Annotated in this window: 20 protein-coding genes; 7 read left to right on the plus strand and 13 right to left on the minus strand. The window is 68.0% G+C overall.

Features of this window, described 5'->3' with window-relative positions; all coding sequences use genetic code 11:
• The first annotated feature begins 74 nt into the window (after positions 1-74).
• From JOE67_RS07075 to JOE67_RS07085, 3 genes are all read left to right on the plus strand, one after another.
• The gene (locus tag JOE67_RS07075) at positions 75-1,493 is read left to right on the plus strand and encodes a purine-cytosine permease family protein (RefSeq protein WP_204974786.1); all 1,419 of its coding nucleotides are present in this window, start codon (positions 75-77) and stop codon (positions 1,491-1,493) included.
• Positions 1,490-3,094, plus strand: a complete 1,605-nt coding sequence (locus JOE67_RS07080) for an amidohydrolase (RefSeq protein ID WP_204974787.1) — start codon at positions 1,490-1,492, stop codon at positions 3,092-3,094. The genes JOE67_RS07075 and JOE67_RS07080 overlap by 4 nt, the downstream gene beginning before the upstream one ends.
• Positions 3,095-3,217: 123 nt before the next feature.
• Positions 3,218-4,885 carry a GspE/PulE family protein gene (locus JOE67_RS07085; protein WP_420827654.1) on the plus strand — a complete coding sequence of 556 codons (1,668 nt, stop codon included), beginning with the start codon at positions 3,218-3,220 and terminating at the stop codon, positions 4,883-4,885.
• A 3-nt stretch (positions 4,886-4,888) separates the two neighbouring features.
• On the opposite strand, the gene JOE67_RS07090 is transcribed toward JOE67_RS07085, so the two are convergent.
• Genes JOE67_RS07090 through JOE67_RS07135 form a run of 10 tightly spaced genes read right to left on the minus strand, consistent with a single transcriptional unit; the run spans position 4,889 to position 13,697 of the window.
• Positions 4,889-6,127, minus strand: coding sequence for a type II secretion system F family protein (locus JOE67_RS07090; RefSeq protein ID WP_204976764.1), 1,239 nt, complete (start codon positions 6,125-6,127; stop codon positions 4,889-4,891).
• Positions 6,127-7,263 carry a type IV pilus twitching motility protein PilT gene (locus JOE67_RS07095; RefSeq protein ID WP_204974788.1) on the minus strand — a complete coding sequence of 379 codons (1,137 nt, stop codon included), beginning with the start codon at positions 7,261-7,263 and terminating at the stop codon, positions 6,127-6,129. The genes JOE67_RS07090 and JOE67_RS07095 overlap by 1 nt, the downstream gene beginning before the upstream one ends.
• 1 nt (position 7,264) lies before the next feature.
• Positions 7,265-7,984 carry a hypothetical protein gene (locus JOE67_RS07100; RefSeq protein ID WP_204974789.1) on the minus strand — a complete coding sequence of 240 codons (720 nt, stop codon included), beginning with the start codon at positions 7,982-7,984 and terminating at the stop codon, positions 7,265-7,267.
• A complete protein-coding gene (locus tag JOE67_RS07105; protein WP_204974790.1) occupies positions 7,984-8,649 on the minus strand; it encodes a hypothetical protein in 666 nt (221 codons plus the stop codon). The genes JOE67_RS07100 and JOE67_RS07105 overlap by 1 nt, the downstream gene beginning before the upstream one ends.
• Positions 8,649-9,674, minus strand: coding sequence for a pilus assembly protein PilM (gene pilM / locus JOE67_RS07110; protein ID WP_204974791.1), 1,026 nt, complete (start codon positions 9,672-9,674; stop codon positions 8,649-8,651). Before pilM ends, JOE67_RS07105 begins: the two co-directional genes overlap by 1 nt.
• Before the next feature lie 11 nt (positions 9,675-9,685).
• Entirely contained in the window at positions 9,686-10,597 is a 912-nt protein-coding gene (locus tag JOE67_RS07115; protein ID WP_204974792.1) for a prepilin peptidase, read from the minus strand.
• Positions 10,597-12,180, minus strand: a complete 1,584-nt coding sequence (locus tag JOE67_RS07120; protein ID WP_204974793.1) for a bactofilin family protein — start codon at positions 12,178-12,180, stop codon at positions 10,597-10,599. The genes JOE67_RS07115 and JOE67_RS07120 overlap by 1 nt, the downstream gene beginning before the upstream one ends.
• A 50-nt stretch (positions 12,181-12,230) precedes the next feature.
• Positions 12,231-12,818, minus strand: coding sequence for a type II secretion system protein (locus JOE67_RS07125; protein WP_204974794.1), 588 nt, complete (start codon positions 12,816-12,818; stop codon positions 12,231-12,233).
• Positions 12,815-13,255 carry a type IV pilus modification PilV family protein gene (locus JOE67_RS07130; protein ID WP_204974795.1) on the minus strand — a complete coding sequence of 147 codons (441 nt, stop codon included), beginning with the start codon at positions 13,253-13,255 and terminating at the stop codon, positions 12,815-12,817. Before JOE67_RS07130 ends, JOE67_RS07125 begins: the two co-directional genes overlap by 4 nt.
• A 22-nt stretch (positions 13,256-13,277) precedes the next feature.
• A complete protein-coding gene (locus JOE67_RS07135; RefSeq protein WP_204974796.1) occupies positions 13,278-13,697 on the minus strand; it encodes a type IV pilin protein in 420 nt (139 codons plus the stop codon).
• A gap of 304 nt (positions 13,698-14,001) precedes the next feature.
• Here JOE67_RS07135 and JOE67_RS07140 point away from each other — a divergent pair, with 304 nt between their 5' ends.
• Positions 14,002-14,451, plus strand: coding sequence for a hypothetical protein (locus tag JOE67_RS07140; RefSeq protein WP_204974797.1), 450 nt, complete (start codon positions 14,002-14,004; stop codon positions 14,449-14,451).
• A gap of 3 nt (positions 14,452-14,454) precedes the next feature.
• On the opposite strand, the gene JOE67_RS07145 is transcribed toward JOE67_RS07140, so the two are convergent.
• The gene (locus JOE67_RS07145) at positions 14,455-15,012 is read right to left on the minus strand and encodes a DnaJ family domain-containing protein (RefSeq protein WP_204974798.1); all 558 of its coding nucleotides are present in this window, start codon (positions 15,010-15,012) and stop codon (positions 14,455-14,457) included.
• Positions 15,013-15,098: 86 nt separating this feature from the next.
• On the opposite strand from JOE67_RS07145, the gene JOE67_RS07150 reads away from it, so the two are divergent.
• The 3 genes from JOE67_RS07150 to JOE67_RS07160 all read left to right on the plus strand — a co-directional run bounded on the left by JOE67_RS07150 (position 15,099) and on the right by JOE67_RS07160 (position 18,432).
• On the plus strand, positions 15,099-15,575 hold the full coding sequence (locus JOE67_RS07150) for a GNAT family N-acetyltransferase (RefSeq protein ID WP_204974799.1): 477 nt from the start codon (positions 15,099-15,101) through the stop codon (positions 15,573-15,575).
• A gap of 85 nt (positions 15,576-15,660) precedes the next feature.
• Positions 15,661-17,016 (plus strand): HNH endonuclease signature motif containing protein, encoded by a 1,356-nt coding sequence (locus JOE67_RS07155; protein ID WP_204974800.1) that lies wholly within the window; start codon positions 15,661-15,663, stop codon positions 17,014-17,016.
• Between the two features lie 81 nt (positions 17,017-17,097).
• On the plus strand, positions 17,098-18,432 hold the full coding sequence (locus tag JOE67_RS07160; RefSeq protein WP_204974801.1) for an MATE family efflux transporter: 1,335 nt from the start codon (positions 17,098-17,100) through the stop codon (positions 18,430-18,432).
• A 122-nt stretch (positions 18,433-18,554) separates the two neighbouring features.
• Here the strand turns inward: JOE67_RS07160 and JOE67_RS07165 are convergent, their stop codons facing one another.
• Both JOE67_RS07165 and JOE67_RS07170 read right to left on the minus strand, forming a co-directional pair.
• A complete protein-coding gene (locus tag JOE67_RS07165) occupies positions 18,555-20,270 on the minus strand; it encodes an acyl-CoA dehydrogenase family protein (RefSeq protein ID WP_204974802.1) in 1,716 nt (571 codons plus the stop codon).
• 80 nt (positions 20,271-20,350) lie between these two features.
• Positions 20,351-20,971 (minus strand): TrmH family RNA methyltransferase, encoded by a 621-nt coding sequence (locus tag JOE67_RS07170; RefSeq protein WP_204974803.1) that lies wholly within the window; start codon positions 20,969-20,971, stop codon positions 20,351-20,353.
• Positions 20,972-21,020: the final 49 nt, after the last annotated feature.

Below are 21,020 nucleotides of genomic sequence, written 5' to 3' on the forward strand. Positions count from 1 at the left end.
CAACAGCACTATTGGCTACCCGATCAATAAGGATCGCCCAGGACGACGACGTCCCAGACCGCTGAGAGGCACCCATGTCCCTGAACCCCGCGAGCGACGCTGCGGCAGACGCGGCTTCCGCCACCCACCCCGAGACGCGCGGCATCGAGCTCATCGGCGACGCCGAGCGCCACGGCCGACCCCGCGACCTGTTCTTCGTCTGGGCCGCACCCAACGTCAGCGTGCTCAACTTCACCGTCGGCGCGACGCTCATCGTGCTCGGTCTCGAGCTCTGGCAGGCACTGCTCGTGATCATCGCCGGAGCATTGCCGTGGATCTTCACCGGCGTCATCGCGATCTCGGGCCCCGCAGCCGGCACATCGGGCTCGGTGATCATGCGCGCGATGTACGGCGTCATCGGCAACCGCATCGTGGTCGCGTTCATGGGCTGGCTGGTATCGGCCGTCTACCTCGCGCTCAACTGGCTCGCCGCCGCCTTCCTCGGCGCCGACATGCTCGCCCGCCTAGGATGGGACGCCCCCATCGCCGCACCCATCGTGGTGACGATCGTCGTCGCCGCCGTCACCGTTCTCGTCGCGGTCTACGGCCACGGACTGATCCTGCGCACCTACACCTACGTCGCGGTGCTGCTGCTCGCGATCTTCCTCGTGCTCACCGGGTTCATCCTGCCGAACGTCGACTGGGCGTACCGGGCCGCAGAGCCGCTCCAGGGCGGCGCGCTGTGGTCTGCGGCATCCATCGGGTTCGCGATCCTGGCATCCTCTCCCCTGTCGTACATCAACAGCCCCGATATGGCGCGATACCTGCCCCGCTCGACGCCGCCGGGTCGCATCATCGCCGCGACCGCCCTCGGCGGCGCGGTGCCCGGCGTCTTCTTCACGACGATGGGCGCGCTGATGGCGACCGCCGTGAGCGCGGAAGATCTGCAGTTCGGCGTCGAGGGCGTCATGCTCGGCATGCTGCCCGCCGCCCTCGCACCCCTGCTCGTGTTCGGCGTGATCCTGAACACCGTCGCCCTGAACGGCATGACGACGTACACCTCGAGCATGGCGCTGCAGGCGATCGGCGTCCCGCTGCGGCGCATCCCCGCCGCGATCGTCGTCGGTGTGATCGGCACGGCGCTCACCATCTACCTGACGCTGTCGACCACGTTCCTCAGCGCGGTGAATCTGATCCTGCAGTTCCTCATCGTGGTCGCCGCGCCCGTGATGGCGATCTTCGTGGTCGACGTGGTGCTGCGCCGCAACCGCTACGACGGACTCGACCTGTTCGACGACCGGCCGGGTGGACGCTACTGGTACTCGGGCGGGTGGGGTGTTCCCGGGATCGTCGCCTTCGTGGTCGGCATCATCGCAAGCGCGCTCTGCCTGTCGACCGACGTGTGGACCGGCCCGATCGCCGAGGCACTCGGCTACATCGACCTGTCGGTCCCGGTCGGCGTTATCGTCGCCGGAGGCCTGTACGCAGTGATGAGCGGAAAGGTCGCACGATGACGACGCAGCTGTACACCGGAGGACGCATCTTCACGGCCGACCGGCGGGCCTGGGCGACCGCGATGGTGCTGGCGGGCGACCGCATCCAGTACGTCGGCGACGACGCCACCGCGAGCCGCATCGCCGGGCTGGATGCCGAGCGGCATCCGCTCGACGGAGCGCTGGTGCTGCCAGGGTTCGTCGACGCGCACTCGCATGTGATCCACACCGGCGAGGCGGCGCAGCAGGTCGACCTGTGGAGCGCGGCCGATCTGACGCAGATCCAGGCGGCGATCTCCGAGGCGGCGGCCGCCGATCCGGAAGCCGTGCGCATCCGCGCTCAGGGGTGGCAGCAGAGCGCGGTCGCTCACCCCACCAGGCAGATGCTCGACGAGATCGTGCCGGATCGCCCCGTGTACGTGCAGGCGTTCGACCTGCACTCGATGTGGCTGAACACCGCGGCGCTGGCCGAAGTGGGGATCGGCGACGACACCGCCGACCCGGTCGGCGGTCGCATCCACCGCGACGCGGACGGCCACGCCAGCGGCGTCATCGACGAGACGGCCATGCAGCAGTTCGCCTGGGCGGCACTCGACAGCTTCGAGACCGAGGCCGACACCGACCGCGCGCTCGAGGTGGCGCTGCGCGGCTTCGCCGAGACCGGCGTCACCGCGGTGACCGACATGGCTCTCGATGAGGCGCAGCTGGCGACCATGCGCCGGTCGTATGCGGCGGGCGCTCTGACGACCCGCATCTCGGCGCACTGGCTGCTGAACCCGACCGGCGATGCCGAGAAGGACCTCGCTCAGGTGCACCGCGCCGCCGAGCTGGCCGACGCGATGGGCGACGACTGGCTGCGCGTCATCGGGGTCAAGATCCTCTCCGACGGCACCGTCGACGGCTGCACGGCGGCGGTGCGCGCGCCGTACGCCGACGGATCGCTGCCCGAGCCCGTGTGGTCGCTCGACGCCCTGACGACGGTCGTGGTCGCGGCCGATGCCGCCGGACTGCAGGTCGCGATCCACGCGATCGGCGATGCGGCCGTGGCGAACGCGATCACGGCGATCGAGCGCGCCGTCGCCGAGAACGGCCCGGCCCAGCGCCGGCACCGCATCGAGCACCTCGAGGTCGTCGACCCCGACGACATCGAGCGCCTCGCAGCCCTCGGCATCACGGCGTCGATGCAGCCCGTGCACTCCGACCCCGCTATTCAGGACAACTGGCGCGCGATGCTGGGAGACCAGCGCATCGACCGCGGATACCCCTGGCCCGAGATGACCGAGCAGGGCGCGACCCTGGTGTTCGGCACCGACTCCCCCACCTCGCACTTCGATCCCCTGCCGAACATGTTCATCGCCGCGACGCGGCGATCGGCGCTGAACCCGGCCCTCGAGCCGAACGTCGAGCGGTACAAGCTGCCGCTGGCGGATGCTGTGATCCACGCCACGCGCGACGCCGCCTGGGCGTGCCGCGCCGAGAACCGCTACGGCCGACTCGCGGCCGGGCTGCTCGCCGACTTCATCGTGCTGGATCGGAATGTGTTCGAGCGCCCTGCGGAGGAGCTGCTGGAGGCGCGGGTCGTGCGCACGGTCGTCGGCGGAGCCGTGGTCTACGAGGCCTGAGGGCGGGGCCCGCCGGAGCGGGTTTCCGCGGAATTCGGGGGCGACGGGCGGGGCTGGTTCGGCTTAGTATGAAGCCAGGTGAGTGCCCTAGGGGGGGCGGTGCTCACGGGAATGGGGATCGCTGTGCGAGGACTCGCGCATACTCTTGTGCTGACCGGCGCGGCCAGGGCCGATGACGTGTCGGCCGCCATGGCCGCCGTCGGCGACGGCGACGAGCTCGGCCCCTGGCTGGTGCGCAAGGGAGCCACCACCGACGCCCAGCTCGCCGAGGCGATCGCGCTCGCCACGAACCACCGTTACATCGATCTGTCGACGTACGAGTTCGATCCCGATGTGATCGCCCTCGTGCCGGGCAACCTCTGCCGCCGCTACCGGCTGATCCCGTTGCGCGTGATGCGCGACGAGCTGACCGTCGCGATGATCGACCCGACCGACATCATCGCGCTCGACGACATCGCGAGCCTGACTGACATGCGCGTCACGCCGATCGTCGCGGCGGCGGATGCCCTGGCGCAGACCTTCGAGCGCTTCCTGCGCTCCGACGGCGAGCTGACCGACCTGTCTGAGCAGATAGGGGAATCGTCGAGCTCATCCGACATCGTCTTCACCGAGCACCTCGACGATCAGGACGCCGATGCGCCCGTCGTGCGTTTCGTGAACCTGCTGATCACACAGGCGATCAACGACCGTGCGAGCGACATCCACATCGAACCGGGCGAGCACCGGCTGACCGTGCGGTTCCGCATCGACGGTGTGCTGCACGAGATGCAGAGCGCCGACCGCGGCATTCAGGACGGCGTGATCTCGCGACTGAAGATCATGTCGTCGATCGACATCGCCGAGCGTCGTGTGCCGCAGGACGGCCGCATCTCGGTGCTGCACGAAGGACGCTCCGTCGACCTTCGCGTGGCGACTCTGCCGACGGTGTGGGGCGAGAAGATCGTCATGCGCATCCTCGACAACACCGGTCAGTCGATGACGATGGAAGACCTGCGCTTCTCGCCGGTCAACCGCGACCGGTTCAGCGACGCGATCACCCGGCCCCACGGCATGGTGCTGGTGACCGGTCCGACCGGCTCGGGCAAGTCGACCACTCTGTACACGGCGCTGCGCACGGTCGCGAACCCCCGGATCAACGTGATCACGGTCGAAGACCCGGTCGAGTACCGCATCGCGGGCATCAACCAGGTGCAGGTGAATCCCCGTGCCGGCCTCACCTTCGCGACCGCGCTGCGCTCGATCCTGCGCTCCGACCCCGATGTCGTGCTCGTCGGAGAGATCCGCGACCGCGAGACGGCCGCGATCTCGATCGAGGCGGCACTCACCGGTCACCTCGTGCTCTCGACCCTGCACACGAACGACGCCCCGAGCGCGCTGACGCGTCTGACCGAGATCGGCATCGAGCCCTTCCTCGTGGCGACCGCGTTGAGCGCCGTCGTCGCGCAGCGCCTTGCCCGGCGACTGTGCATGCGGTGCCGCAAGCCGTACGAGGGCGATGCCAAGATGCTGCGGCAGATCGGCATGCCTCCCGCTCTGATCGACTCGGCCGACGTACATGTCGCCGTCGGGTGCGCGAGCTGCTCGAACACCGGCTACCGCGGCCGGGTCGCCCTGCACGAGGTGATGACCGTCACCGACGAGATCGAGCAGCGGCTGGTCGCCCGCGCGACCGGTGCCGACCTGCGTGAGCTCGCGCTGAGGCAGGGCATGCTCGAGCTGCGCGACGACGGCTGGACGAAGGTCGCCGACGGCATCACGACGATCGAGGAAGTGCTGCGCGTCTCGGTGTGACGGTCAGCCCTGTTTCGCGATGTCGCCGTAGAGGGTGAAGATCGGCATGTACAGCGCGATCACCATTCCGCCGATCACCACGCCGAGACCCACGATGAGCACCGGCTCGATGAGCGACGACAGCTGCTCGGTCGCGGTCTCGACCTCATCCTCATAGAAGTCGGCGATGCTGCCGAGCATCTGGCCGAGCGTTCCCGACTCCTCACCGACGGCGACCATCTGCGACACCATCGGCGGGAACACGGCGGCGTTCGACAGGGGCACGGCGAACGAGCGACCCGCGCGGATCGACTCTTGGATGTCGCGCACGGTCTGCTCGATCTTCCAGTTGCTCGACGCCTGGCCCACGATCGACAGCGCCTGGATGATCGGCACACCGGCGTCGAGCATCATCGATAGGTTCCGCGAGAACCGCGCGACGGCCATCTTGGTCACCAGCGCGCCGAAGATCGGGAGCTTCAGCTTGATCGGGTCGACGATCTTTCGATAGCCGTCCGTGTAGCGGTTGCGCATCCACCACACCCACCCGATCAGCACTGCCAGCGCGATCACAGGCAGGATCCAGATCATGTTGTGCGAGATCGTCACGAGGATGAGCGTCGGCAGCGGCAGCTCGCCGCCCAGTCCCTCGAACATGTCCTCAAACACCGGCACGATGAACGTCACCATGACAAGCACGCCGAGCATCGCGATCACGAGCACCACAGCCGGGTACGTCGTCGCGGATCGGATCTTGCCGTGCAGCTCTGCCTGCTTCTGGTAGTTCTCGGCGATCGACTCGAGCGCGGCCCCGAGGAAGCCGCCCGACTCCCCGACGCGCACGATCGACACCATCAGCGGGGGGAAGATGAGCGGATGCCGCTGCAGCGACGCTGACAGCGACGAGCCCGTCTCCACATCATTGGCCACCATCGAGACCACGGCACTGAGCTTCTTGTCGGAGGTCTGGTCCGCCAGCACGTTGAGCGTGCGCAGCAGAGGCAGACCGGCGTTGATCAGCGCTGACATCTGCCGAGCGAAGATGGCGAGCGTCTTGGCCGGCACGCCCTTCTTCAGACTGGGGAGTGTGATCTCGCGTCGCAGGCCGGTCTTGGCCAGAGCCGAGACCTCGATGGGCATGAGGCCCTGAGCTCTGAGCTTTGCAGTCACGACGGCCTCGCTGGTGGCATCCATCGTGCCCTTGAGGGTGTGCGTCGTGTTGGGGTCGATGGCCTGATACTGCCACTCCTGCATCGTGGCCATCACGAACCCCACTCTTCGAGCTGCTGGTCGACGGCATAGTGCGACCATGAGTCGGCGTCGAAGTCGTTCGCACGCACGAAGACGTTGTCGAGCGATGCGGGGTCCGATGCGAAGGTGCGAGCCACCGCCGCCGCGACCGTCCCCTCGCCGACCAGGCGGCGCAGGTCCTGATCGAGGGTGTGCATGCCGTCGTTCGCGCCCGCCTGCATGGCGGTGTAGAGCTGAGCCACCTGCCCTTCGCGGATGAGGTTGGCCACGGCGGGATTGTTGACGAGCACCTCGGTCGCAATCGTCCGTCCGCCGGACTGCGCGCGCGGCAGCAGGGTCTGGCTGATGACTCCCTGCAAGGTGTCGCCGAGCTGGGTCCGGATCTGATGCTGCTGATCGGCGGGGAACACGTCGACGATGCGGTTCACCGACTTCGCAGCGCCCTGGGTGTGCAGCGTGGAGAGCACGAGGTGGCCCGTCTCCGCGGCCGACAACGCGGTCATGATCGACTCGGGGTCTCGAAGCTCGCCGACGAGAATGACGTCGGGATCCTGACGCAGCACGCGCCGCAGCGCCTCGGCGAACGAGTTGGTGTCGCTGCCCACCTCGCGTTGGTGGATCAGAGCCCGCTTGCTGGTGTGGTGGAACTCGATCGGGTCCTCGATCGTGACGATGTGCACCGGGCGGGTGCTGTTGATGATGTCGACCATGGCGGTCAGCGTGGTCGACTTGCCAGATCCGGTCGGGCCCGTCAGCAGCACAAGGCCGCGCGGGCGCAGGGCGAGGTCTCTCGCGATCGCGGGCGCTCCGAGCTGCTCGAGCGTGAACACCTGTTCGGGAATGAAGCGCAGCGCGATGGCGATGGAGCCCAGCTGCTGGAACACGTTGACGCGCAGGCGCCCGACGCCATCGACGGCGAAGGCCAGGTCGACCTCGTGTCGCTCGTCGAACTCGGCACGCTGACCGCTGTTCATCAGCGTGAAGGCCGCGGATCGGACCCAGCTGTCGCTGAGCACATCCGGGTGCCCAGGGATGGCGACGAGGTCGCCGTCCACGCGCATCAGCGGGATCGCCTCGGCAGTGATGTGCACGTCGGATGCACCGGATTCGGCACCGACGCGAAGCAGATCGTCGAGAGTCTCAGTCATGTCATTCGTCTCCATCGTCGTGCAGGAAGGCGATCACCGTGATCTGCATGTCGAAGGTCTCAGCTGTGCGGGTGGTGGTCACAGAGTCGATCGCGATGCCCCTCGGCCCGGCCCTGAGACCGTCGAGGAACGCGAATGCGCTGCTGATGTCGGTGGCGCTCGCGCGGATGGTCAGCTCGACCTGCTGTCGCGACGGTTCAGTTGCGGCAGGCGTCGCGGCGTCGGTTCCCTCGGCAGCCGCGCCCTCAGGGGTCGCGGCGGCGGCTGCGTCGTCGGCGACCTCGGCCGCATCGTCGATCGGGGTTCCGGTCTCGGTCTGCTCGGCCGGTTCCGCTGGTGCGCCGGGAGCGTCCGCGCCGCCGGTGGTGCCCGTCCGGGCGGCGTACGGCGCGAGATCGCCCCTGCTGACGCCGGTGATCTCGACGCCGGCCGATGTGCCCGCACGCGAGATGCGGTCGAACACCTGGTTCAGCAGCTCTCCGTCGGGGATCTGCGCGCGCAGCTGTTCAACGCCGCTCTCGATCTCGTCGAGGCGCTCGTTCTGCGCGGTGAGGTCGGCGATCTGCGCTTCATACCCCGCATTCGTGGTCTCGACCTGCTGCCGCTGGCCCGCTGCGGTGAAGACGCCGCCCACGAGGGGCACGACGCCGACCAGAACGGCCGCAGCGAGCACGGCGGCCGCGACGAGCGCTCCGATCAGAGTGATCAGCTGCTTCGTCATCACTTCGCCTCTTCTTCCGGCTCGGTGGCGAACCGCCCTGTGTACACGTTCTGATCGAATGCGACGTCCATCGTGTATGTGAAGCGGCCTTCGTCAGCAGTGCTCTCGATGAGGGCATTCGCGTCGCTGCGCACGATCGCCGGCACGTTTCGCAGCCGCGCGGCGATCGTGGCGATCTCCAGCGTGTTCGGGCTGTCGAGAGTGATGGTCCCGCTGAGTCCGATCTTGTTCGCCGCCTCTTCCTCATTGATCGCCAGCGCCGAGGGCGGTCCCGGCGTCAGCTCGAAGCCGACGAGTCGCACATCGCCGGGAAGCTGCGATTCGATCTTGCGCTGGATGTCCTTCCAGACCAGGTCAGACCCCATGGCCTCGGCGAGGTATCCGCGCAGTTCGCGGTCCGTAGCGAGAGCGCCGCTCACCTCGGACAGCGAGCCGATCTGCGTGATCAGGATGTTCGTGCGAGTCTGCTCGGACGCCAGCTGCTGCTGGGCGAATTGATTCCACACCCAGGCACCGGCGACGAGCAGCACCGAGACGATGATCGCCGCGATGCCGACCCACACCCACCGGCCGGCAAGGGCCTCTCGCTCCCGCCGTGCGACTTCAGACGGCGGCAGCAGGTTCACACGGGGGGCCTGGCCCACCATGGCGGCTGTGCGTGCCATCAGCTGTCCTTTCCGAGCGCGAGACCGAGGGTGCTCACGAGATTCAGCGCGAGCTCGCCCGTCGGCGCGCTCTCACGCATCGCGATCACCTCGGGCAGGCCGATCACCCTCACGGGTGCCCCCGCGTGCTCATTCAGGCCTGCCTGCACGCCCTCGACCATCGCTCCGGCGCCCGTGAGCAGCACCTGCTGGATCTGGGCGGCGCCGGGGCGGTTCAGGTAGAACGACAGCGTGCTTCGCAGACGCGCGATGAGATCGGCTGAGGGGCGCCCGCCGACGTCGCCGCGCAGAGCGCCGCGCGGCAGCACGCCGGCGCTGCCGACAACGCTTCCGGCGAGCTCGGCGGCCGGTGCCGTCATGCTCTCGTCTGACGCGATCAGGCTGCGCCGGCGGACGGCCGCGGTCTCGAGGTCAGCGGGAAGGATGCGGACGAACTCGGGAATGCCATCCCGCATGATCACGATCTGCGTCGTGTGGTCTCCGACATGGATGACGGCGACCGTGCCCTGCGGCGCGACGACGCGTCCGGCCCGAGCCAGTCCGAACGCCGTGAGGTCGACCGCCTGCACCCGCAGCTTCGTCCGCGTGAAGGCCGCGATGAGCTGCTCCACGGTGTCGGCGACGGCGGCGACGAGCAGCCCGTGCAGCTGCTCGCCCTGCTGCGACGTGGGGTAGTAGTCGAGCACCGCCTGGCTGACCGGAACAGGAAGCAGGTCCTGCACCTGGAAGGGCAGCGCCTTGCGCAGCAGCTCGGGCGGCATGGCTGCCGTGCTGTACTCACGGACGAGCACGCGGCGACTGGCGATGCCGAGGGTGACGGAACGGCCCTTGATGCGTGCGGTCGTCCACAGCTGCCGCAGCGCGACGGCGACCGCCCCCTCGTCGATGATCTCGGAGTCTTTCGCGGCGTCGGGCGGCAACGCCACTTCGCCGAAGGCGACCACGCGCGGGGAGCGCCCGGCGCTGACCTCCACCGCGCGCACGCTCTCTTCGGTGATCTCGACACCGACGTGAGTGGCTGCCATTGTCATGACTCCTAGCTGTACAGGCCCAGGTACCAGCGGCCTACCGGCTCACCGATAAGGATTCCGACCCACGCTCCCGCGAGAATCCACGGGCCGAACGGGATCGCTGTCTTCCGTTTCGCTCGATTCAACAGCATCAGGCAGATTCCGAACACTCCACCGAGCAGGAAGGCGGCGAAAGCACCGACGGCGAGCGCTCCCCATCCGAACCAGCCCAGCACCGTTCCGACCAGGCCGGCGAGCTTCACGTCGCCGCCGCCCATGCCGCGCGGACTGATCACACGCACGACGAAATAGAAGACGTACAGTGCGGCGCCGCCGATGAGCGCGCGCAGGAACGGCCACCAGTCGATCTCGCCGCTCGCCGACGCCCGGCCGGGCGATGCGCTCAGTTCACCGGCAGCGGCAGGGAACATGCCCGACAGCACGGTCGTGATCAGCAGCAGGATGACGATCGCCGCCCAGCCCGGCAGCACGATCGCATTCGGCAGCCGCTTCGTATCGAGGTCGATGAGTGTCAGAGCGATGCTCAGGCTCGCGAAGACAAGGAGCATCACGAGAACGCCCCAGAATTCCGCCGTTCCGAACCACAGAGCGCCGTCGACGGGGCGGGCGTCGAGCGGCCGTCCGGCCGCCACACCCCACGCGACACCCGCAAACAGCACGGCCGTGGCGGCTTCAACGAGCGGATAGCGCGCCGATATCGGAGTTGAACAGCTCGCGCATCGCCTCCGCAGCGCCAACCACGACGCCACCGGTATGTTCTGATACCAGCGGATGCTTGCGTTGCATCCGGGGCATCTGCTCTCTCGCAGCAGGGAGATTCCGGCCGGTACGCGATACGCGACCACGTTGAGGAAAGATCCGATTGCGAGCCCGAACAGCCCTGCGAACACTGCGACGAAGATGACGGCCGCCGCCATCAGCGCTCCACTTGCCGGGTGCGGTCGCTCAGCGAGTACTCCATCTGCGTGACGATGACGGCGTCATCGCTCTCGCCGCGCACCTTGCAGCCCAGCTTCTTGAACGCGTCCGGCCAGCTCATGGTCGCGCAGGTGTACGACGCCCCGTTGCCGAACATCACCGACCCGGTGTCGTTCGAGTACAGCTGTCCGGTGAAGCTCGCTCTGACGTTGCCGGTGAGTCCGCACGGTGTGTAGATCATGATCTTCGCGCCCGACACATTGGCTCCGCTAGCGATGTCGATCGTGTCCTTCTGACTGCCGTTGCCGCAGGTCGGCGACGTCTCGCCGTCGGTGAGCGCCCTGTTGGCGTCGGCATGCAGGAAGACCAGCTGCTTGCCGCCCGTCAGGCCGGTGTTGAGCGTCAGGTTCATCCTCTTGCCCGCCGGCGCGAGAAAGACGACGTCCTTGTTCAGGGCGACCGACGACGGGCCGGTCAGAGTGATGTCGGTGCTCACCGACGAGCAACCGCGGTAGTCCAAGGCGATCGGAGTGGTGGGCCCGGTGGAGAGCAGCGAGATGATCTCGGCCGAGGTCTTCGTGCAGGCCGAGACCGGGGCGACGTTCCAGCTGGACGTCTCGTCGAGGTCGATCCACGAGGTGACCGATTTGATGAAGGCCAGCGTGGGGTCGAAGACCGGTGAGGGAGCAGCAGTCGTCTGCGAGCCAGAGACGACCCACTTGCTCCCCACGTTGATCGATCCCGTGGCCGAGACGTTGCCGTACACCCGACCGTCCGTGGCTCCCGTGTTGGTCAGGTCGATGCTGCCACCGGCCAGAAGGTTGCCCGACCCGACCGGGGTGGGCGGCGCCTTGCCGAGCACAGAGCCGTTCGACGTGAACGTGATGTTGCCCGCCGCTCGCACCTCTCCCGTCACCTTGACCAGCTGAGAAGCCCCGTTGACGTTCTCGTGAGCCCAGATGCTGCCGTTCACCGTGCAGTCTCGGCTGAGGTTGACGCTGCCGTTCGTCACGTAGAGATCACCGTTGATGGTTCCTTCGTTCGCGCAGGTGTAATCGCCCGAGCGCACGACGAGGTCGCCGGTGTAGTTCGAGACCGTGGAGGTCACACCTCCGGCGAAGTAGGCGAGCACACCGCCCGCGTACATTTTCTCGGCGTGCTCCCACCGGTAGATCGAATCGATCTCCGCGCGCGCACCCTGAGCATCGGTGCCGATCGAATTGATGACGAAATAGCCGAGCTTCTCGCTCACCGGCGGGCAGGTCTGTGACAGCCCGCTGTCTTCGTGACTCGACGGAGCCACGTCACTCGGCGTCCAGTAGATCGAGTACTGGAACTGCACCGGCGATGCGTTCGTGCTGTTCCACGAAGTGGTGTCGCATGTAAAGCTCTTGCGGTCGGCAGACACTCCAGCGGTCAGCAGGGCATAGGCGGTGTCGCGGCCGGATTCGGCCGAGATGAAGGCCTGCGTGCTGCTGCGGTTGGCGGTATTGGCTTGCACAGTGAAGACGACACTCGCCGCGATGGTCGACGCGACGAGGAATCCGAGCAGCATCACGACGACGACGACGGCGACCAGCACGGCACCGGCGTCATTCGGAGAATGGGGGGCGCGTCGTGAAGACGATCGGATCATGGCCAGCACGGCGACACCCCTGACCCCGCGCCGGTGTTTCGGGCTGCCACCTCGCCTCGGAACACGACCGGCGAGGCCTCAGTGCGGATCTGGAACGAGTAGGTAATCACGTTGCCGTCCTTGGTGAAGTAGGTGGGGGACGGAGAGACGTCCTGCCGGATGGTCGGGCCTTTCCATGGGGGTGTGGTCCAGGAGGGGGTCCCGGATCCGGCGGTCATGAAGGCCGCCGAACCCTTGGCGGTGTCGGCCGGATCAGCGGGGGCGAACTTGAAAGCCTGGCAAGTTTTCGTGCCAGCCCCGATTGTCCAGATGGTCAAGGTATCCGCTCCCGAGACCCGCGTACCGTCGGAATTTCGCACCGCGTGTTCGACTGCGGACGCCACGACCTGACCCTCGTTCGTCGCCACAGTCGTGGAGCTCACCTGCCGCTGGGTGTTCCAGGAGTTGACGAGGATCATCGTGACGACTCCGCCGAGCAGCGCCACGATGAGGACGACGACGATCAGCTCGATGAGTGAGATGCCGTCGTCACTTGCGCCTGCGGGTCCTCTCGGTCGCCGCAAGGAGTCAATCGGGGGGGTCATTGCTTCACGTAGATGATCGCGTCGACGCGCACCAGGATCGAGGAATCGTGGACGGCGTCGAGCGACACCTGAACTGCGGTCTTCGGTGTGCACGTCGGGTTCCTCCCCCCGGCGGTCGGCGCCTCGATGCTGAACTCCCGGTTGGTGCCTTCGAAGTACGGATCGGCGATAGCGCGGATGGCGTTGACCTTGGCGCAGGTCTGCGCTGTACGCGCTTCTTCTATGAGGCTGTTGAGCTCACGGGTGGCCGTCGCAGTGACCGACTGCGTGGAGGACTGACTGATGCCTCGCGCAAGAAACGGAAGCAAGGCGACCGCGATGATAGCGAGGAGCATCATCGCGATGACGACCTCGACCAGACCGAAGCCCTCATCCGAACGCGTGCGAAACATCTGAGTTCTGCCAAAACCATCTGTAGCGGGGATGACAGCAGTCATCCCCGCTGCAGGCGGCATCAGATTAAGGGCATCCTGGACCTTCGAGCTTGGCGTCCAAGTCCGAGGGCCAACGAGTGTTACCCGCCGCAACATCGGCACTCACACACACGTCGTTCACCTGGGTGTCAGTCAGGGCGAAAGTTCCTCCGACCCCAACCGTGATGTCGTCATTGCTGACGCTGGCGAGAGCGGTCGTGGGTGTGGTTGCAGTGTCGTTGTCCCCCAGGGCGGCGGCGACCGCTGCGGCACCGTTGGCGGCGGCGCTGTCGATCGCAGCCTGCTGCGAGGACCTTTGAATGTTGCCGAACACCGGAATGGCGATCGCGACCAGGATGCCGAGGATCACGACGACGATGATGAGCTCGATGAGAGAGAAGCCGGCCTCGCCGTTCTCCTCCCGCTCGGCCTTCTTGGCCTCGATGAGGCGGCGGATAGTGAGCATGCTTGAGGTTCCCTCCGGGATAACGGTGTGTGGGGGTAGGTCCCTGGGCATGGCTCACTGAGTCAGCGTCATTGCTGACGGCGTCAGTTTCCCCGGGGTCTCGGAGTCGCCGTCATCCCATTTGAAAACGACTCCTCAGAGGTCATAGTGGCCCCCTAAAGGGGGCAAGCGCAAGAACTAATTGTCACGTTCAGATCACGCTCTCCTCGATATCGAAATATGCGTGATATCGCGTAACTAGTACGCCGAACTACGTGGAATTCACGCACTCGATCCAGTTATCGAACGCGCTAGTGTCCAGACCATGAAGATCCGCATCGCCGCCCTGCTGGCGCTGCCCCTGGTGCTGTGCTCATGCAGCGTCGTCGACGCCGTAACAGCGCCCGTGGGCCCAGCCCAGATAGGCACGACGATCGAGCAGCAGGAGACGACGCAGCGACCCGCTGGAGCGCTCGACTGGTCGGCCGCGCGAGCGAGCATCGGCAGCACGGCAACGGTCTGCGGGCCGGTCGTCAGCACGTTCACAGCGACGAAGAGCGAAGGGCAGCCGACGTTCCTCAACCTCGGAGTCGACCACCCCGACCCCGCCGGCCTCACCGTCGTCATCTTCGGCGACCACCGCAGCGCCTTCCCGTTCGACCCCGCGCTCGAGTACGACGCCGCCGAGATCTGCGTCACCGGCGAGATCCGCCCGCACGAGCAGTTCGTTCAGATCGAAGCGCGGACCCCCGAGCAGATCACCGTGATCGGCTGATCCTCAGCGACGCCACCAGCGTCGAGTGCGCCGCGGCTCAGCATCCGGAAGCGTCTCGGCGCGGGCATCCGCGATCCGAGCCGCACGACGCTCCCGCCATGCCGCCACCTCGGCGTCGATGTCGCGCGGCCGCGTCACCACCGGCGGCCCGCCCCGCAGCTGCCGCCGCGCATCGACCACACGGCGGTTGAAGTCGTCGAGCACGACGCGCACATCCTCCTCGCGGCCGAGCTGATCCAGCTCGCCGTCGAGCTCACGGTCTTCGACCCGGAGCATGAGAGCGGGCGGACCGAGGCCAGACAGGTTCTCGGTCTCGATCTTGCGGCGGATCCACCAGTCGGGATCGTGATGCGAGCCCAGGCCCTCGAGCGGCTTGCCTGCGCCGGGCAGGTTGTCGAACTCGCCCCGGCGGATCGCGAGCTGGATGGCCGTCTCGACGAACTCCGCCTTGTTCTGCGCATTGAGCACCATCGACGCTTCTGCGTCCTGATCGGCATCCGTGCTCTCGCCCGCGTCACGGCGGGCTCGGTAGCGGGCGGCATTGCTCATCGCATCAGACATGAGAGGCACCTCCGTGCTCTCCAGGGTACGCGGGTGACGGCGCTCGGGCCCCGGGCGATCACCAAGCGCCCTGAGACAATGGGCCGGTGTCCTCCCCGCAGCCATCAGCCGTTCCGGCCCTGCGCATCCGTCCCTCGAAGGGGGTGGAAGAGTATCCGGCGCTCGCCTCGATCTGGCGTGGTGCTGTCGACGCGACCCATGACTTCCTCGCAGACCCGGATCGCGACGACATCGAGGCCAGGCTGCAGTCCGACTACTTCCCCGCGGTCGTGCTCTGCGTCGCGGAGCGCGATGGCGTGCCCGTGGGATTCGCGGGCACCCTCGACGGGAATCTCGAGATGCTCTTCATCGATGCGAGCCGGCGTGGTGAGGGAATCGGCACCGCACTGCTCTCGCACACGATCGCAGAGCATGGCGTGCGCAAGGTCGACGTCAACGAGCAGAACCTCCCGGCCACAGCCTTCTACACCCGCCGCGGGTTCGAGGTGGTCGGACGCAACGACACCGATGAGGCCGGTCGGCCTTACCCGCTGCTGCACCTCCGACTGAATCGTTCATCGTAGTTCTGTTCGAAGATTAGGGGTCAGAAAGTGTCGCTTTCTCGTACCTTTGGTTTACTGCGGGTGGACTGAGACCTAGGCTTCTTTCATGTCAGTAACCGCTCTTCATCCCCTGCGAGAGGCCGTCGCGGCTCTCGCCGGCATGTGGGCGGATGCTGCGACCGCAGCCGATCTCGACCGCGCTGACCTCGTGTCGATGACCCGCGCCATCGGGTCGGCCAGACGTGCGCTCGACGCCCTGCAGGCGGATATCGCCGCGGCGATCGCGCATGAGTCGCGGCCCGAGCTGGGCGCGGAGTCACTCGCAAAGCAGCAGGGGTTCCGGAACACGGCGCAGCTCATCGCCACGACCACCGGCACCAGCGCAGGAGACGCCGCTCGGCTGGTGAAGGTCGGGGAGGCGATCGCTCCGCGGCGTGATCTTCTGGGCGAGCCGGCGCCGGCGAAGTATCCGGCCGTGCAGGCGGGCGTGATCTCTGGCGCCCTCGGCGGGCCGGCCGCAGCGCTGATCGTGGAGTTCCTCGACAGGGCACGCGTGGGCGTCGACAAGGCTGTCGTGGCCGATGTGGAGCGGCAGCTCGTCGACCGAGCGGTCGGACTGTCACTCGACGACGTCCGCCGGCTGGTGAAGCGCGCCGAAGCGCTGCTCGAAGCAGACAGGCTCGAAGCGCGCGAAGAAGAACGGCGTGCGCAGCGGTCGCTGAGCATCTTCGAGCGCGACGGGATGCTGCACCTGAACCTCGTGACGCCTGTCGAAGAGGGCGCGGCGATCAGAGCCGCGGTCGACGGATACGTGACGGCGCAGTTCCAGGCCCGGAAAGACGTCGACGCCGGCGGGGCGGATGCCGATCAGCGCACCGTCGCCATGATGCGCGCCGACGCGCTCAGCCTGTTCTGCAGCCACGTGCTCGACTGCGACAGCCGGATGCCCGTCAGCGGCGCCACCGTGATCGTCCGCATCAACGCGTCGGACCTCGAGAACGGCACCGGGCACGGCACCATCGACGGCGTCGACCAGCCCATCTCGGTCGCCTCGGTCCGCCGGATGGCGGCGTCAGGCGGAGTGATCCCGTGCGTGCTCGACTCGACCGGAGAGATCCTCGACTGGGGACGCGAGAAGCGACTGTTCACGAGGGCTCAGAAGCTCGCGCTCGTCGATCGCGACGGCGGATGCGCCATGTGCGGGCTCCCCCCGAACATGACCGAGGTGCACCACATCAGATGGTGGAGCCGAGATGCGGGCCCGACCGACCTGCGCAACGGAATCCTGCTGTGCTCGACCTGTCACCACCGCATTCACGACAACGGGTGGGAGATCCGCGTGGAAGGCGCCGACAGGCGATCCGGCACCAGGGGGCGAGTGTGGTTCGTCCCACCGCCCCACGTCGACCCGACCCGAGCACCCCGCCTCGGCGGCAGAGCCCGCTACGACATCGCCGCCTGACGCCCGCGCGGCCGGCGCGGCGACCCTCCCGGCCCGGCACCCGCCGCGCGGGGCGTCCGAGCCACCCCATAGGCTCGTGAGGTGGCATCCACCGCATCCCCTTCCTCCTCTCTCAACCGCGAGATCCTGCGCCTCGCGGTGCCGGCGCTGGGCGCGCTCGTCGCCGAGCCCGCCTTCCTCATCCTCGACTCGGTGATGGTCGGCCACCTCGGCACATCACCCCTCGCCGGCCTCGGCATCGCCAGCGCCGTGCTGCAGACGATCGTCGGCCTGATGATCTTCCTCGCGTACTCGACGACCCCCGCCGTGGCCCGCCGATTCGGCGCCGGCAACCCCGGCGACGCCGTCTCGGTCGGCATCGACGGCATGTGGCTCGCCCTCGGACTCGGCGCCGTGCTCGCCGCCGCCGGAGCCGTCGCGAGCCCCGCACTGGTCGCCGCGTTCGGGGCATCCGACGCCGTCTCGACTGAGGCGCAGACCTACCTCACCATCTCGATGTGGGGCCTGCCCGCCATGCTCATCGTGTTCGCCGCGACCGGGCTGCTGCGCGGCATGCAAGACACCATGACCCCGCTGTGGATCGCCGGTCTCGGCTTCGGCGCCAACGCCCTGCTCAACTGGATCTTCATCTACGGGTTCGGCTGGGGCATCGCCGGCTCCGCCTTCGGCACCGTCGCCGCGCAGTGGGGGATGGTCGCCGCGTACGTCGTCGTCATCCGCCGCCTCGCCCTCAGGCACGGCGCATCGATGAAGGCGCAGCGCGACGGCATCCGCGGCACCGCCCGCTCGGGCGGATGGCTGTTCCTGCGCACCGTCAGCCTGCGCGTCGCACTGCTGGCGACCGTCGCGGTCGCGACCGGCATCGGCACGCAGGAGCTCGCCGGCTGGCAGATCGCCTTCACCATCTTCTCGACCGCCGCGTTCGCGCTCGACGCGCTCGCGATCGCCGCGCAGGCGATGATCGGCAAGAGCCTCGGCTCGGGCGACATCGACCAGGTGCACCGCGTGCTGCGCCGCACCGTCGCGTGGGGCGCATGGTTCGGCGTGATCGTCGGCGCCACGATCGCCGCCCTGTCTGGCGTGATCGGGGTCGTCTTCACCGGGGATGCCGAGATCGGCGCGCTCGTGCAGCCCGCCTTCCTCGTGCTCGCCATCGCCCAGCCGATCGCCGGAATCGTGTTCGTGCTCGACGGCGTGCTGATGGGCGCGAACGACGCCCGCTACCTCGCGATCGCCGGTCTGCTCAACCTCGTGCCGTTCCTCCCTGCACTGTGGATCATCTCAGCCACCGGCGTCGACGGCACAGCAGGCCTCATCTGGCTCGCCGCCGCCTTCTTCGGCATCTACCTGCTCGCCCGCCTCGGCACGCTCGGCTGGCGGGTGCGCACCGACGCCTGGACCAGGGTCGGCGCCTGACCCTCTGACGCCGCCGACGAACCCCGGGTTCCGTACGGCGCCGGACTCACGCCGCCCACACCGGCGCGGACTGGCGCCGACCGTCCCGGACCGGCGCCGAACAGCGCGGATGAGTCACCTGCTCAGGCGACCTCGCCCGCTGCCACCGTCTCGGCGAGCATGTGCACCCGAGGCAGGTGGTGCGCTCCATAGAAGTCGGCAGACACCAGGCGCGCGGCGTCAGAAGCATCCAGAGTCTCGTGCGTCAGCACAGCGGCGACTGCGAGAGCATGCATCCAGCCACCGGCGAGCGTTCCGAGCAGCATCAGGTACGGCACGCTGACGCCGTACGCGTCGCGGGTCGCGCCGAAGCCCACGACGGATGCCGTGGCGCGGCGAGCCGCCTCCACCGCGCGCTCGAGGCGATCGGCCGTGCGCCCCGCGACCTCGTGGTCGAGGGCGCGCAGCTGCCCCACGGTCTCACCGATGAGACCGAACAGCGACTCGGCCGTCGCGCCGCCGTCGCGGATCACCTTGCGACCGATGAGGTCGTTCGACTGGATCGCGGTCGTGCCCTCGTAGATCGGCATGATCCGGGCATCCCGGTAGTGCTGCGCGACGCCGGTCTCTTCGATGAAGCCCATACCGCCGTGCACCTGGATCGCATCGCTCGTGAGGGCGACGGCGTCTTCGGTCGCCCAGCCCTTCAGGATCGGCACGAAGAACTCCGCCAGCGATCCCGTCCCGTCGGTGTCGGCGCGGTCGAACAGGTCGCCGAGGTAGACGCCGAGAGCGCGCATGGCGAACAGGCGGCTCTGCATCGACAGCAGCAGCCGGCGCACGTCAGGGTGCTCGGCGATCGGCGCGCCGGCGGGGCGGTCGAGCACCGCGCCCTGACGGCGGTCGTTCGTGTAGGCGACGGCCTGCTGGTAGGCCCGGTCGGAGATTCCGGTCGCCTGGAAGCCCATGCCAGCGCGCGCCGAGTTCATCATGACGAACATGCCCGCGAGCCCGCCGCCGACCTCGCCGACGAGGTACCCGGTCGCGTCCTCGTAGGCGAGCACGCAGGTGGGGCTGCCGTGGATGCCGAGCTTGTGCTCGAGCGCCACCGTCGCGACGGCGTTGCGCTCGCCCGGCTTGCCCGACGCGTCGGGCAGGAACTTGGGCACGACGAACAGCGACAGGCCCTTCGCCCCGGCGGGGGCGTCGGGCGTGCGCGCGAGCACGAGGTGCACGATGTTCTCGGCGACGTCGTGGTCGCCCCAGGTGATGAAGATCTTCTGGCCGCTGACGCCCCACGATCCGTCGGCGCGCGGGGTGGCGATCGTGCGGATCGCGCCCAGGTCGGTGCCGGCGTCGGGCTCGGTGAGGTTCATCGTGCCTGTCCACTCGCCCGAGACGAGCTTGGTGAGGTAGATCTCGCGGAGCTCGTCGGATGCCGCCGCATCGAGCGCGTGGATCTGACCGGCTGTCAGAAGCCAGCAGAGCGCGAAGGCGGCGTTGGAGGCGTTCCAGATCTCACCCAGGCCCGCGCGGATCGACCCGGGCAGGCCATCGCCGCCGGCCGACTCGGGCGCCTCGGCGCTGACCCAGCCTGCCTCGACGAACGCCTGGTAGGCCTGGGCGAAGCCGTCGGGAAGCCGCACCTGCCCGTCTTCGATGCGAGCGCCCTCGCGGTCGCCGCTGGTTTCGAGCGGTGCGAGGACGGATGCCGCGAACTCGCCGGCCCCCGCGATGATCTCGGTGGCATCCTCGGCCGTGAACGCGCCGCTCGTCGCGCGGGCGGGCAGGTCGAGACCGAACGCCTCGCCGAAGAGGAAGCGGTAGTCGTCGACCGGGGGGACGTAGTCGGATGCCATGGTGCACTCCATTCGGGTGAAACTCAGACCCAGTTTACGCGAGACTGCGTCTCAGTGGAATGGGCGAGTCCGGCATCCGCTCAGGCGTACCGGCGGCACCACTCGTACATCACGACGGCGGCGGCGGCACTGGCGTTGATCGAGCGGGTCGAGCCGTACTGCGTGATCTCGATGTGGCCGGATGCCGCGGCGAGCGCCTCATCCGACAGCCCAGGCCCCTCCTGCCCGAACAGCAGGACGCAGCGCTCGGGCAGCTCGGCGCGGTCGACCGGCACGGCCTCGCCGACGTTGTCGACGGCGATGATCGGGATGCCCTCGCTCGCAGCCCACGCCGCGAACGTCTCGACGTCGGGATGGTGCACCACGTGCTGGTACCGGTCTGTGACCATCGCGCCGCGCTTGTTCCACCGCCGACGGCCGATGATGTGCACGGTATCGGCGAGGAAGGCATTGGCGCTGCGCACGATCGAGCCGATGTTCATGTCGTGCTGCCAGTTCTCGATGGCGACATGGAACGGATGCCGCTGCGTGTCGAGGTCGGCGACGATGGCATCCATCCGCCAGTACCGGTAGCGGTCGATGACGTTGCGGGTGTCGCCGTGCGCGAGCAGCTCGTGGTCGTAGTGCTCATCGGCCGGCCACTCGCCCTGCCATGGGCCGACGCCGTAGCCCGGCTGCGCCTCTGAACCGGTCTCATCCATCACGACCCAGCGTAGCCGCGGGTGCCCCTGCCGGCTCGAATCGCTCAGG

The sequence above is a fragment of the Microbacterium esteraromaticum genome (genome assembly GCF_016907315.1).
Taxonomy (GTDB): Bacteria; Actinomycetota; Actinomycetes; order Actinomycetales; family Microbacteriaceae; genus Microbacterium; species Microbacterium esteraromaticum.